General features: G+C 44.7%; 13 protein-coding genes. 5 read left to right on the plus strand and 8 right to left on the minus strand.

What is annotated here, in order from left to right:
* The first annotated feature begins 96 nt into the window (after positions 1 to 96).
* Positions 97 to 1,893 carry a methyl-accepting chemotaxis protein gene (locus tag WH96_RS19295; protein WP_053006151.1) on the plus strand — a complete coding sequence of 599 codons (1,797 nt, stop codon included), beginning with the start codon at positions 97 to 99 and terminating at the stop codon, positions 1,891 to 1,893.
* Between the two features lie 89 nt (positions 1,894 to 1,982).
* Positions 1,983 to 2,288 carry an STAS domain-containing protein gene (locus WH96_RS19300; protein WP_162200178.1) on the plus strand — a complete coding sequence of 102 codons (306 nt, stop codon included), beginning with the start codon at positions 1,983 to 1,985 and terminating at the stop codon, positions 2,286 to 2,288.
* Between the two features lie 202 nt (positions 2,289 to 2,490).
* Here the strand turns inward: WH96_RS19300 and WH96_RS19305 are convergent, their stop codons facing one another.
* Both WH96_RS19305 and WH96_RS19310 read right to left on the minus strand, forming a co-directional pair.
* Positions 2,491 to 3,735: an amidase gene (locus tag WH96_RS19305; RefSeq protein WP_047765868.1), complete on the minus strand. Its 1,245-nt coding sequence runs from the start codon at positions 3,733 to 3,735 to the stop codon at positions 2,491 to 2,493.
* 146 nt (positions 3,736 to 3,881) lie between these two features.
* Positions 3,882 to 5,009 (minus strand): S-(hydroxymethyl)glutathione dehydrogenase/class III alcohol dehydrogenase, encoded by a 1,128-nt coding sequence (locus tag WH96_RS19310; protein WP_047765869.1) that lies wholly within the window; start codon positions 5,007 to 5,009, stop codon positions 3,882 to 3,884.
* Positions 5,010 to 5,176: 167 nt separating this feature from the next.
* Between WH96_RS19310 and WH96_RS19315 the strand changes: the two genes are divergently transcribed.
* A complete protein-coding gene (locus WH96_RS19315) occupies positions 5,177 to 6,064 on the plus strand; it encodes a LysR substrate-binding domain-containing protein (RefSeq protein WP_047765870.1) in 888 nt (295 codons plus the stop codon).
* Between the two features lie 6 nt (positions 6,065 to 6,070).
* Here the strand turns inward: WH96_RS19315 and WH96_RS19320 are convergent, their stop codons facing one another.
* The 4 genes from WH96_RS19320 to WH96_RS21615 form a co-directional block, all read right to left on the minus strand.
* Positions 6,071 to 6,433, minus strand: coding sequence for a hypothetical protein (locus tag WH96_RS19320; RefSeq protein WP_156176867.1), 363 nt, complete (start codon positions 6,431 to 6,433; stop codon positions 6,071 to 6,073).
* Between the two features lie 143 nt (positions 6,434 to 6,576).
* The gene (locus tag WH96_RS19325) at positions 6,577 to 7,167 is read right to left on the minus strand and encodes a hypothetical protein (RefSeq protein ID WP_204248257.1); all 591 of its coding nucleotides are present in this window, start codon (positions 7,165 to 7,167) and stop codon (positions 6,577 to 6,579) included.
* A gap of 131 nt (positions 7,168 to 7,298) precedes the next feature.
* Positions 7,299 to 8,021 (minus strand): GcrA family cell cycle regulator, encoded by a 723-nt coding sequence (locus WH96_RS19330; RefSeq protein WP_053006152.1) that lies wholly within the window; start codon positions 8,019 to 8,021, stop codon positions 7,299 to 7,301.
* A gap of 358 nt (positions 8,022 to 8,379) precedes the next feature.
* Positions 8,380 to 9,438: an ankyrin repeat domain-containing protein gene (locus tag WH96_RS21615; protein WP_053006153.1), complete on the minus strand. Its 1,059-nt coding sequence runs from the start codon at positions 9,436 to 9,438 to the stop codon at positions 8,380 to 8,382.
* A gap of 194 nt (positions 9,439 to 9,632) precedes the next feature.
* Here WH96_RS21615 and WH96_RS19340 point away from each other — a divergent pair, with 194 nt between their 5' ends.
* Positions 9,633 to 10,034 carry a hypothetical protein gene (locus tag WH96_RS19340; protein ID WP_047765872.1) on the plus strand — a complete coding sequence of 134 codons (402 nt, stop codon included), beginning with the start codon at positions 9,633 to 9,635 and terminating at the stop codon, positions 10,032 to 10,034.
* A complete protein-coding gene (murI, locus tag WH96_RS19345; RefSeq protein WP_082130597.1) occupies positions 10,021 to 10,965 on the plus strand; it encodes a glutamate racemase in 945 nt (314 codons plus the stop codon). Before WH96_RS19340 ends, murI begins: the two co-directional genes overlap by 14 nt.
* A gap of 22 nt (positions 10,966 to 10,987) precedes the next feature.
* Here the strand turns inward: murI and WH96_RS19350 are convergent, their stop codons facing one another.
* The gene (locus WH96_RS19350; protein WP_047765873.1) at positions 10,988 to 11,728 is read right to left on the minus strand and encodes a 2OG-Fe(II) oxygenase; all 741 of its coding nucleotides are present in this window, start codon (positions 11,726 to 11,728) and stop codon (positions 10,988 to 10,990) included.
* Positions 11,725 to 12,804: a bifunctional DNA-binding transcriptional regulator/O6-methylguanine-DNA methyltransferase Ada gene (gene ada, locus WH96_RS19355; protein WP_047765874.1), complete on the minus strand. Its 1,080-nt coding sequence runs from the start codon at positions 12,802 to 12,804 to the stop codon at positions 11,725 to 11,727. Before ada ends, WH96_RS19350 begins: the two co-directional genes overlap by 4 nt.
* Between the last annotated feature and the right edge of the window lie 51 nt (positions 12,805 to 12,855).

Here is a 12,855-nt window from a genome sequence, read left to right on the forward strand (position 1 = left end):
ATATGAAGCAGTAAATCAAAATAGGGCATCAAAACATTATAACGGTGTTGCTTTACATCAAATTCGTGTCTGTCGTGGAATAATAAAGGAAAAAAGATGTCATTTAATATTCGGAAAACGTCGATACTGTTGCTTTTTGGCAACGTGATTGCTGTGTTGGCTTTGCTGATGGCCTATCTTTTGTACCAAAAAGCACAAGAAGAAATTAGTTCTAGTTATGAATCTAAATATCTTTCTTACCTTCTTGCTGATGAAATGCGGCAGAGTTCCGACGACTTGACTCGTCTTGCACGAACCTACTCTGTCACAGGGGAAGCAAAGTATGAAGAACAGTATTTCAGAATACTTGATATCCGAAACGGTAAAATCAACCGACCAGAAGATTATTATCGTATTTATTGGGATCTATACACTTTAAATCAGCAGAAGCCTCGGCCTGACTCCAGCATTCAAAAACCCTTGAATACATTAATGCATGAAGCTGGTTTTACTGAGGAGGAATTTGAGCTGCTGAAAAAAGCTGGAGAAAATTCCGACGGGCTTGTTCAACTTGAAGTTGAAGCCATGAATGCTGTCAAAGGAAAATTCAAGGATACTTCCGGAGAGTACACCGTATCTGGAGTTCCCAACCTTCAACTTGCAGCCAAGCTGACGCATTCAGAAGATTATCACCGTTTCAAATCCGATATCGTCAAACCAATTGACGATTTTTATATACTTCTTGAACAGCGTACAAATAACAGAATTAATGATGCTGAAGCGTCTAGTAGCCTCTATGGAATTATCGTTTTGATTATGCTGGGTTTTGTCTTAATTATGGCAGGATTAACGGGTTGGATTTTCCAAATACAGATAGTTAAACCTGTCGTTGGGATTAAAAATGCTATGCTGGAATTGAGCAGTGGCAATTTACAGTTCCAAATAACAGGTACTGAGCAAACCAATGAAATTGGTGATATCGCCTCTACACTGCAAATATTTAAAGATAATATGATCGAATCAAAGCGCTTAATGAAAGAGCAAACTGATGCGGAAGCTTCTAAGCTAGAGCGTGCAGAAGAAGTGTCCGGGTTCATTCAAGATTTCCGAAGTCAGGTTGAGGAGTTGGTTAACCTGGTTGTGGACGTGGCAATGCGTATAGATAATGCCGCATCCGCATCAGGTAACGAAACAACAAAAACGGGAAATAGATCGTTTGAAGTCGCATTAGCAGCGGAGCGTACATCATCAAACGTTGATTCGACTGCCGCCGCCGCTGAAGAACTATCAGCCTCTGTCTCTCAAATATCCGAACAAATAGCACAATCGTCAACTATTGTTGAAAGCGCGGTTATAGAAGTTGATCAGGCAACAAATATGGTTCGTGGACTAGAACGGGAAAGCCAGAAGATCAGTGAAGTTTCCGAGATGATTTCTGCTATTGCGGAACAAACAAATCTTTTGGCATTGAATGCAACAATTGAGGCCGCGCGTGCAGGGGACGCCGGGAAAGGATTTGCTGTTGTCGCGTCTGAAGTTAAAAATCTGGCCACTCAGACGGCAAAGGCCACAGAGCAGATATCTTCAATGATTAGTAATATTCAAGGAGCTACAGGCGAGTCAGTTACTGCAATTGAACGCATTGGATCAGTTATAAATAACATCAACTCGACGACATCAGTAATTGCCAGTGCCATTGATGAGCAAAATTCAGTCACTCAGGAAATTGCGCGGACGGCAAGCACTGTCAGCACAGACGCAAACCTCGTGCTTGATAGTGTAGGAACCCTTACGTTGTCAGCCGCACGTGGTTCAAAACAATCTGTTCAAATGGTATGGGAAGCTAAATCACTGGACGAAACGATGAAAATTTTTAAAGCAGAAATTGAAAACTTCTTAGAGCGAGTTTCTTAAAATCTGTCTGGAAAGTTTTACATCAAATCTTGTATCAGGCTTAGCAATAACACTCGATATTACATTATAGGATGATAGGATTTAAAACATTGGATTACTCAACAACACAAAATAGCAATACTCTATCCATTTCTTTTCACGGTGACTTCGGGTTCCCCGACAACTCAAAGATCCAACAAATTATCAAAGAAATAAAGGAAAGTGGCTGCTCTGGTTTTTCTATTGATTTGAGTGGATTGGAATCAATTGATTCTGCTGGCCTTGGTATGCTTTTGCTAATCAATGATGCTAGTGAAGATAATGGGAAAAAGCTGGAACTCTGTAGGCCAACGGGACAAGTTCAAAAGATGCTCGAAATTTCTAAATTCTCAGAAATTATTTCAATCAAATCGTAGGAGCATCTATGCAACTATATAGCTGAATGCAATGTTGAAAGTTATCCGCTGACGGTGCTTTTCAGAACGCCGAATCAATAGTTAGATTTGTGGATTTATGCTTAACACACAAACTCGTTGCATGACCATCGCTTTGTGAAACCACATTGCAGTCCACTTTCATTCAGTAAATCTCAGATCCGTAGATTAAGCCCTTGGGAACTCAAAACGGAGAAAGACTTTGCTGTTCATCCTCAACAGAACAAAAACTTTCAGCAAATGCCAGAAGCTCCAAATCTGCCCCGTGCGCACCCATCAACGAAAGGCCAAGCGGGCAGCCATCGACAGCCGCCAGAGGCATGGTAATTTGTGGATTGCCAGCCAGGCCCGCAGCGGACGTTAATGATAAAATTTTCGATCTGTGAGCATTTAACACATCCAGATCTTCATTAATCCGTGGGGCAATTCCCGGGGCTGAGGGCAAACATACAACGGTCTTTGTTGGGATAAGAGCTTTCATGCGCGCCTTGAACAGCGACCTTTTCTCAAGGGCATCGTCAACCTGTTCATCCGTAATGGTTTTCCGCCAATCCATCCGTTGTTGAATTTCCGGCCCCATTTTCGGTTTCACCCGATCAAACCATGCACCGTGGGTATCAATCACTTCGCGCCCTTGAGCAATCTGGAAAAGAGTTGCGAGACCCTGTAACCCCTTTGAGGCCTTATCATCAAAACCGAGTGCGTGGAAATTATCCGGATTTAAGGAAATATATTCTGCTTTTCCCAGACGCTGCTCCAGCCGTTCCAGATGTGGTTTGAGAGCTGATCGTGACTTTTCATCCAGCATGTCAAAAGCATCAACAGCCACCAAAAGCTTTTCAGGCATTGCCCCTTGATCGGCCTTGGCTTCCATCAACACTTCACCGACCAGATTAAGCAACCAGGCATCACGAGCAAACCACCCAACCGTATCAAAGCTGTCTGCGAGGGGAAGAACGCCTTCTTTGGTTATTCGGTCATGGGTCGGGCGCAGACCAAACAAACCGCAATAACTGCCCGGTATACGAATAGATCCCCCGGTATCTGAGCCCAAAGCAAAGTCAACCAATCCACCCGCCACAGCAGAGGCTGAACCGCTTGATGAGCCACCCGGAATGCGCCCCGGTGCTTCGGGGTTAGCGGGCGTACCATAATGATAGTTCTGTCCATCAAGACTACTGGCAAATTCATCTGTAATCGTCTTGCCGATCACCATGGCACCAGCATCCAGCAATTTTTGCACAACGACAGCATGTTTTTTCGACGGACGCCGACGGCTTTGCCAGTCAGGATTGCCATAGCCCGTCACATAGCCTTCCATGTCATAAATATCTTTAACTGCAAAACCAAAGCCTTTCAAAGGCCCCTTTTCGGCCCCTTCAAAAGTCATATTGCCACCGGGAACAAAAGCACTAAGGCTGTCGAACATTCCAACCATTCCTTTTTCACTCATCTCTGTTTAAATGAGTTACCTTTGAAAAGGCGGTACTGCAAGCGCACTTTAAAAAATTGAGGCCACACAATACCTGTACGGTCTCCATCCTAACACCCTTCGTTATCAATACTATTGCTCGACTATTGCTCGAAATGAATAACAGTTCGAATACTTTCGCCCCGATGCATCAATTCAAAAGCTTCATTGATGTCATTAATTCCCATAGTATGGGTTATGAAGTCATTCAGCTTGAATTCGCCTTTTAAGTAGCGTTCGACATAATCTGGCAATTCAGAACGCCCTTTAACTCCACCAAAAGCAGAACCACGCCAAACTCGACCAGTCACAAGCTGGAAAGGTCGGGTTGATATTTCCTGTCCGGCCCCGGCAACACCAATGACAACAGATTCTCCCCATCCTTTGTGACAGCATTCCAGTGCAGAACGCATAACGTTAACATTGCCAATGCATTCAAATGAATAATCAACACCACCATCCGTTAACTCGACAATAACATCCTGAATTGGCTTATCATGATCTTTGGGGTTGATAAAATCTGTCGCCCCCAATTTACGGGCCAAACCAAACTTACTTTCATTAATATCAATAACGATAATTCGACTGGCTTCAGCCATTGTCGCGCCAATAACAGCAGAAAGACCAATGCCGCCCATCCCAAAAATCGCGACGGTAGCATTTTTCTCAACTTTAGCTGTATTCATAACTGCCCCCATACCGGTTGTTACACCACAACCAAGCAAGCAAATTTCTTCCAATGGAGCATCAGGGTTAACTTTTGCCAACGAAATTTCAGGCAACACAGTGTATTCAGAAAATGTTGAACACCCCATGTAATGAAAAAGAGGTTTACCGTCTTTATAAAAACGGGTCGTTCCGTCAGGCATAAGTCCTTTGCCTTGGGTATCCCGGATTTTTTGACACAGATTAGTTTTCCCGGATGTACAGAATTTACATTCCCCACATTCTGGCGTGTACAGGGGAATCACATGATCCCCAACAGCAAGGCCAGTTACTCCCTCACCGACGGATTCAACAATCCCTCCCCCTTCATGCCCCAAGACCACAGGAAAAAGGCCTTCTGGGTCATCACCTGATAATGTGAAGGCATCGGTATGGCAAACACCTGTTGCAATAATGCGAACCCGTACCTCTCCCTTTTGGGGCGGGAGGACATCAATCTCTTCTATAGACAAAGGTTGCTTTGGGCCCCAGGCAACTGCAGCTCTGGATTTAAGTATTTCTGCCATATGAGTTTCTCCAATAGAATTCAGCTTTCAGCTTTTTGCCGAAAGATCGTTAGATCAGGCTATAAACTATCTCTCATACGAAGTAATTAGTAATTTCAGTAAATAACTATTACTATGTAGTAACAATTAAAACACATCGAAACATCATCAATAAAAGGGAAACAGAATTGCATAACTGGGAGGGTATTACTGAGTTTGTTGCTGTCGCTGAACGTAACAGCTTTACAAAGGCTTCAAAATATCTGGACATATCAACGGCCCAAGTTAGCCGGCAAATCAATGCGTTGGAAGAAAGGCTAAACGTTAAACTGTTTTACAGAACAACCAGAAAAGTGACCATAACTGAAACCGGACAGATTTATTATAATCATTGCAGGCAAGTACTTGATAGCCTCACAGAAGCAGAACGCGTCATAACCGATCTTAACCAATCACCCCAAGGAAGGTTAAACCTGACAGCGCCCGTGACTTATGGAGAAAGTGTCATTGCCCCTCTCGTAAATGATTTTGCACTAAAATATCCTGACCTTAAAATTGACTTAACATTGACGAACCAAAAACTTGATCTTGTCGCTGAAAGCTATGATTTAGCAATTCGCCTTGGTCAGCTGGAAGACAGTTCTATGATTGCCAAGCGCCTTTCTTCACGAACAAATTACGTTTGTGCTTCTCCTCAATATTTCAAAAAACATCCTAAGCCACTTGATCTGGCAGAACTGGACCAACACAATTGCCTAAGAGGAACATTGGATACTTGGCGTTTCAAAGTGAACAGCAAAAATCAACACATCCGGATCAAGGGAAGCTTGCAGTGCAACAGCGGTTGGTCCCTTGTCGATGCTGCATTAAAAGGGATCGGGCTTATCCAGTTACCAGATTATTATGTCCAATCGTACATAGAGACCGGCAGATTGCTTTCAGTATTAGATCACGTTCGTTCATTTGACGATGGTATATGGGCCATATACCCGCATAATCGACAGCTCTCATCTAAAGTACGATTATTAATAGAGCATTTGAAACAGGGCTTAACACGAGAACCTTTACCCGCATAATCAGTCCTATATCTGTTTGGAATCTTCGTTTTCTTTCGGTTCCGGCGTTTCGTCCAGATCTTCCCAGTCATCTTTTTGTTTACGGCGGATAATGATATCACCATTTTCAGTAATAACGGGCATTTCGTATTGCGGAATAGAATCAATGACAAGGCTGAGGGATTTCATCATAAGCTCAAGGCTTTCCCGCGCTAATTCACCGGGGTTATCTTCTTCCTGTGCCCAGCTTTGTTGTGCAAAACCTGTTGAAAGCACAAGGCCACCAGCGACAGCGAGTGACAGAGAAAGCTTTTTAAAATTTATGTTAAAACCCGTGTCCGACTTCTGAGTGTTCTTTGTCACAAGATCGTCCTCTTTGTGCTGTGTCATCTTTAATAAAGACCCGCATAAAAATTTCACATAAGAAATTCTCTGGCCATTATTCATCTATATAAACATTTAATTCTGGCGAAAGTCTGGCAGTATTGGGATTTTTACTTAGATGACACAAATTCCTTCAGTAAGGCCTTTAATTAATCCAGAAGTTCCTTCAACTCTGCATCCAATCGAACAATATCTTCATCCATTCTGTCCAGAATATCAGAACGGGCCTCCTTCGCGGCCAAAGCCATATTTTTTATTGATTTTTTTGCCAAACCATTTGGTTGGCTTTGTTGAAAAAGTATCGTTTTATTCTGTTCGACAACACTATAAAACCGCCGAATATCAGTCAAAGTTTCCGGACTCAATTCAAAAGTTGTCGAAGAATTTCGCATCGTTAGCCAGATCACATCATCCAGCTTAAAGCTTTCGCGTGGCGCAAATCTAAGATCGTGCCATAACATAGGGCCCTCATTATAAGAACCAGCCCATTCTTCAACCTTAATAATATTATCAGACACTTCCGCACGAAGCGATATTTCCAAATTACGCGTATCTGATAACCGTTGATAACGGTCAAAATTTATCGCAATTTCAAACCCTGCAAAACTCGCCAGATACACACCCAGCATCGTGGACAAAAGAATAACCGACTGTGTAAACCAAAATTCAAGATTCGGTTTGCCGCCAATACTCAAAAAACGAAATGGTTTTGCTAACGTTCGACCCATCATAAAGCGCATTACATAAAAACCTAATTACAGCAGATAATAAAAAGATCACGCCCGAAATAACGCATCAAGAAAATTAAATACCCAGTCACAAAAAAGGGTGCCATTCGGCACCCTTTCAAATATATGCTTAAACCACAGACCTAGGCCTGTTTGTTTCCAGCTTCAGTAGTCTTGGCTTCTTCGCCGTCGCTACTCTTTTGGTTCTCATTACTTGAATTACTATTGTTACTGTTACTGCTGCTACGGCTGCTTTTCGTAATATAAGCACGCGCACAGTGTTCAGCACAATAAGGCTTACTTGGAACAGCAGGCGCTCCACAAAAATGGAAATCCGCATCCCCGGGATCACCATGCGGCCAAAGACATTTTGGCCCTTTGCGCTTTTCCATTGCCCCACTGAAAAGCTTGCGATCGGCTGCATCCATGCTGGCTTTACGACGTGCTTTTGCCGGCAGTGAAGCTGCTTTGATTTCCGCTGCTGTCGGCTTAGACGCTGGCGTCACAGGCCGAGGTGCTGCAACGCGTGCCGCGGGCGCAACAGGCGCTTTTGGCTTTGGCGGAACAGGTGTAGAAACGGGCTTAGCAGCGACAGGTGCAGCAGGTTTAACCGCTGGTTTTGGTGCCGCTGGTGCTGTTGGCTTAACAGCTTTAGGAGCTGCTTTTTTAGCCGGAGCATCTTTTTTCGTGCCGTCGCTTTTTGCACTTCGTTTAATAGGGGAAGGTCTCGCCGCCAGTTTCATCCGGTGCGCCTTACCAACCACGGCGTTTTTGGAAACGCCCAGCATTTTTCCTATTTGTGAAGCACTATGGCCTTCTGCCCATAGTTTTTTCAGAAGCTCGATACGCTCTTCCGTCCAGTTCATCTAGACTGCCTTAAAGTGTAAATTAAAATAAATATGAAGCGAAAACCAAGACACTTATCAAGCTCCCCAGTTACCGCGAATGACGGGGTACCTTATAGATTTAGGTAACCCGAGTCGAGTCTCTGATTTGAAATATCTTTCGATAAATCACCGATAACGCCAAAAATCAGGTAAAAGTTCTCAAACTTCTCACATTTTTTGATGATGTCATGTCTTACCGCTCCAAACGGTGTGAGGAGCTAAACACCTAAGCCACTCTTGTCAATAAAAGAGTGATATTCTTTGAAGACCAGTCAGCGTAAACACCCCATCCAAAATGATCATTACAATAGTAAAAAATCATAAATTTCGTTGAGAATTACTCAGCAGCTATCGATGCAGCCTCAAACGGGTTTTCTGTTTTATCTGCTTGAAGAGCTGGTTCATTTGAGATTTTATCTTCAAGAGTTTCCAACAATAGCCTTCGGACCAATCCCGTTTGTTTATGCCCGCTATCTTTTTGGAATTTTTTTACTGCTTCAGACGTTTTAGGGCCCGTCTTACCATCGGCACTACCTTCCAGATAACCAAGGGCAATCAATAGTTGCTGCGCTTCTTTGATTTGATCTTCAGGTAATTCAAGTGTCGAAAAGAAACGGGCAATCGTGACGTGCCCGGCCTGTTCAGCCATATATTCAGCCGTCTCACCAACAGTGTCTTCTTGCTCAATGTTAGCACCGGATTTGACCATAAACTCAACCAGAGACCTGTTTCCGGCAACAGAGGCCGCCATCAAGGCCGTCATCCCCAGAGGATCAGCAACATTAAGCTCGGCACCCGCCTCGATCAGCGTCTTGGATGTCACTTTATGATTGTTAAGGGCCGCCAGCATTAGGGCTGTCCAACCGTCTTTGTCTTTTTTGTTGAGATCAAATCCGCCAGCGATCATTTCTTTAATCGTTTTGACCGTGCCTTTTTCTGCCGCTTTGAACCAGCGTAGTGTTTTCTTTTCCTGCGCTGTTAGTTCCGTTTTTTCGGCACCCGGTTTAACGTCAATCGGTTCCCAGCTTGCCACAAGTTTTTGCGCCAGCGCCAATTCTTCTTTCGAAAAATTCTCAACGAGATTCTGTTGTTCTTTTGCAGCAATCTTTATCTGTTGTTGAGCAGCTAACGTAAAGTAAAGCGAAGCCACTACCTTGTCTTCATTGGTTCCCTTGCCATCGCGGTAAAGACGCGCAAGCTCCAGCTGAGACTTTGCTTCACCTCGATCTGCACTGGTATGCCAATAGCGAAAAGCCGTCGAATAGTCTTCAGCATCAAACGCCTTTTTGCCCTCTGCAAAATCAGCATAGGCAACTCTTGGATTGATCCCCCCCAGGATAATCGTAAGTATCAACATACCGACAAACGGCAACAGGTCGAAAATTGGCTTTCGCATTAACAACACCGTGATATATTCCGCAAACAACATCCCTGTAACAGGGATGCTACCGGGATCCCCCAACTAAGGTCGCACTCTATCCCGAAATGAATGGCCCTCGGGATAATTGGACCTATATAGTACAACAATACATAGAAAGTACATAACCAAACATTTCTATTTTTTACACAGGAATTGAGTTCAAAGCAACCATGCGAACAAACAAGTGGATCATCAGCGGTTTAGCAGTTATTGCCCTCCTATCGCTCTCATTATTTTTTGTATTTCCTCAAGAAGAACCCGCCCCCGATCAGCGTCAATTTATCCGCGCTGCGGTTGGTAATTACGGATCACTAAAAGACAAAGGGATCGGACAGGTCGAAATCCTTTCTGATCGCGAAGTACGCTTTCTGATTACCGGCGGATCTGATGACACTGCGCTGTCTCAAGAAGCCTTGGATAACAATCTTGAAAGTTTCTGCACCCTCTTGCTTCAAGAAACTTCTAAAAGTCCTGTTAAAATAGACCCGGACACAGAATTTGAACTGAGTTATCACCATCGTCAAATTACTGCCATAAGTGGTGTTTATAGCTGTAAAAATGCAAAAATCTGATAAATCACAACCAAACCAGTCTAGCACGTCGAACCAATCGAACCCGATTGGTGTTTTTGATTCCGGGTCCGGCGGTTTGACCGTCTTACATGCGCTTCAAGCCACCTTACCAACGCATGATTTCCTCTATTTCGGGGATCACCAGCACGCGCCTTACGGCGAGAAAACGGGGCCGGAAGTTTATGAAATGACACGGCAGGCCGTTCAATTTCTTTTTGATCAGGGATGCAATCTTGTCATTTTGGCCTGCAACACAGCTTCGGCCATTGCCTTACGAAAATTGCAACAGGAATGGTTGCCTTCCTATGCGCCGGGCAAACGTATTCTTGGTGTGCTGGTTCCCATGGTAGAAACCATTACTGATCGCCCATGGATTAAATGGGAACAGCACCCCCAACAATATCTACAGGGAACCGTCGGCATTTTTGCAACCAAAGCTACGGTAAGAAGTAAGACGTTTCTCGTTGAAATTAAAAAGCGCGCGCCACAACTTGATGTCATCCAACAAGCTTGCCCGGACCTGGTTCCTGCTCTAGAGGCGAAAAAAGACACGGCAACGACAGATTCATTGGTCGAAGGGTATGTTCGCCAACTGGTTGAGAAAAACAACAAAGTCCCCAACTGGATCATGCTGGGTTGTACGCACTACCCCTTGCTCAAAGATGCCTTTGAAAAAGCCGCTGCAAAAATCATCGGCAATATCATGGGCCAGGGTGTTCCCATTCTCTGCCAACCCTCAATCTGTGCGGACAGCCTGAAAGATTACCTGAAAAGGCACCCAGAACTGACAACCGAAACAACAAGATCACAAGGAAAAACCACGTATTTCACCTCGGGAAATTCAGCACACGTTGAAAGTGCAACAGACATTTTTTGCCCAGGCATCAAATCATCTGAGGCATCCAGCTCTAAATGGCAACAAATAGAGTGAAGTTAGCTCTATATTTCTATGCCTATTGAGCGTCGTGAAAGATAATGCCCAGTGTATGACGCTGACCGGACCTGATTTCACTTACGCCATGGCGCATATTCACTCGGTAGGTGCCACGTGTTCCCTGTTTGGGGCGATGACGAACGGGAAAGATAACCGCATCCCCTTGATCTAGCGGAATAACTTCTACACGTGATTGCATCCTGGGACGCTGTTCTGTGAGAACAAACTCACCACCTGTAAAATCTTGTCCCGGCTTCGAAAGCAAACAAGCCATTTGCAACGGAAAGACCAACTCTCCGTATACGTCCTGATGCAAACAGTTATAATCCCCCGAACCATATTGTAAGAGCAAAGGTGTTGCTTTCACTTGTCCTGCTTTGTAGCACAAGTCGAGATACTGTTGATGCGTCTTAGGAAACCGCTGATCCACATTCATCTGCTCGTTCCATCTGTTACTGATCTGGGCCAGCGGCTCATAGAGTTCGCTTCGTAAACAAGCGATCAGATCAGGTAAAGGATAGTTAAAATACTTGTATTCTCCCTGTCCGAAACCGTGTCGGGACATCACGACCCGGGAGCGATAAGGACCGTCTGCGTCATAATTACGAGCTAAAGCAACACAAACTGATTCAGAAAGAACTCCCTTGAGAATAGCATAGCCTTTTTCATCAAGATTGTGGGTGATCTCTTCACCGGATATTGCACAAGACAATCGGTCAGTCGAAATTTCTGCCGTGCTCAGATTTTCAAATAGGGTCATTGTGCTGCAACCGCTTCACAGTCCAGTAACTGCTGTTTGCGCTCCACCCCCCAGCGATAACCGGACAACGCACCATCACTGCGAACAACCCGGTGACAGGGAATGGCAACCGCAATATGGTTAGCGGCACAGGCCGAAGCCACAGCCCGAATGGCCTTGGGCGAACCAATTTTCTCGGCCACTTCCGCATAGCTCAGACGGCTTCCCACAGGAATATCAACCAATGCTTTCCAGACCCGTTGCTGAAAGGCGGTGCCACGAATATCCAACGGCAGATCAAAGCCAATTGCAGGATCATCAACAAATCCCACCACCTGTGCCACCCACTTTTCGAATGTCGCATCGCCGCCTTTTAAAGTTGCGTTAGAAAATCGATCCTGCAGATCTTGCACCATGATTTGGGGATCATCACCAAGAAGAATGGAACAAATCCCCTTCTCGCTAGCTGCAACCAGTATTGACCCAAGAGAACACTCCCCAAGGGCAAAGCGGATTTCAGTATCCTTTCCCCCTTTGCGATAGCTGGTTGGTTTCATCCCCAACAGCTTTTCAGTGTTGGCATAAAAGCGACCGTTAGAATTAAAGCCAGCATCATAAATGGCTTCGGTCACGGTCTCGCTTTTGTTTAAGCCTTTGCGTACCCGATTACCCCGATGCGCATTGGTATAGGCCTTCGGCGTGACGCCAGTGATCGCCTTAAAAGTACGGTGAAAATAGAAACGGCTCATCCCAACGGCTTCTGCCAGCGTATCAAGATCGGGCGCGTCTTCAGCCTCTTCGATCAAGCGACAGGCTTTTTCAATAGCAAGAGCCTGACGCTCTTCCTTTTTCATTTCATTGGGACGACACCGTTTACAGGCACGATACCCTGCTTTTTCGGCATCCGCACAACTGGCATGAAAACTCACATTTTCACGCAAGGCCAAACGCGCTGCACAAGAAGGGCGACAGTAAACACCGGTGGTCAGAACAGCATAATAAAATATGTCATCCGCCGCCGTGTTGCGATCTACAATCGCCTGATAACGCTCATCATCCGTTGAAAATTCTGGTGAGGCGTTCATAACATCTGCCATCTCTCTTGCTCCTGTCATCCAACTTGTACCACATGATTTCGTCAGTTTCTA

This window comes from Kiloniella spongiae, assembly GCF_001026905.1.
Lineage (GTDB): Bacteria > Pseudomonadota > Alphaproteobacteria > Kiloniellales > Kiloniellaceae > Kiloniella > Kiloniella spongiae.

What these genes read in the sequence shown, in the direction of transcription:
- WH96_RS19295 (WP_053006151.1), top strand. Translation starts at nt 97, where the DNA reads ATGTCATTTAATATTCGGAAAACGTCGATACTGTTGCTTTTTGGCAAC.
- WH96_RS19305 (WP_047765868.1), bottom strand. Translation starts at nt 3,735, where the DNA reads ATGTTCGACAGCCTTAGTGCTTTTGTTCCCGGTGGCAATATGACTTTT.
- WH96_RS19310 (WP_047765869.1), bottom strand. Translation starts at nt 5,009, where the DNA reads ATGGCAGAAATACTTAAATCCAGAGCTGCAGTTGCCTGGGGCCCAAAG.
- WH96_RS19320 (WP_156176867.1), bottom strand. Translation starts at nt 6,433, where the DNA reads ATGACACAGCACAAAGAGGACGATCTTGTGACAAAGAACACTCAGAAG.
- WH96_RS19325 (WP_204248257.1), bottom strand. Translation starts at nt 7,167, where the DNA reads ATGCGCTTTATGATGGGTCGAACGTTAGCAAAACCATTTCGTTTTTTG.
- WH96_RS19330 (WP_053006152.1), bottom strand. Translation starts at nt 8,021, where the DNA reads ATGAACTGGACGGAAGAGCGTATCGAGCTTCTGAAAAAACTATGGGCA.
- WH96_RS21615 (WP_053006153.1), bottom strand. Translation starts at nt 9,438, where the DNA reads ATGCGAAAGCCAATTTTCGACCTGTTGCCGTTTGTCGGTATGTTGATA.
- WH96_RS19340 (WP_047765872.1), top strand. Translation starts at nt 9,633, where the DNA reads ATGCGAACAAACAAGTGGATCATCAGCGGTTTAGCAGTTATTGCCCTC.
- murI (WP_082130597.1), top strand. Translation starts at nt 10,021, where the DNA reads ATGCAAAAATCTGATAAATCACAACCAAACCAGTCTAGCACGTCGAAC.
- WH96_RS19350 (WP_047765873.1), bottom strand. Translation starts at nt 11,728, where the DNA reads ATGACCCTATTTGAAAATCTGAGCACGGCAGAAATTTCGACTGACCGA.
- ada (WP_047765874.1), bottom strand. Translation starts at nt 12,804, where the DNA reads ATGGCAGATGTTATGAACGCCTCACCAGAATTTTCAACGGATGATGAG.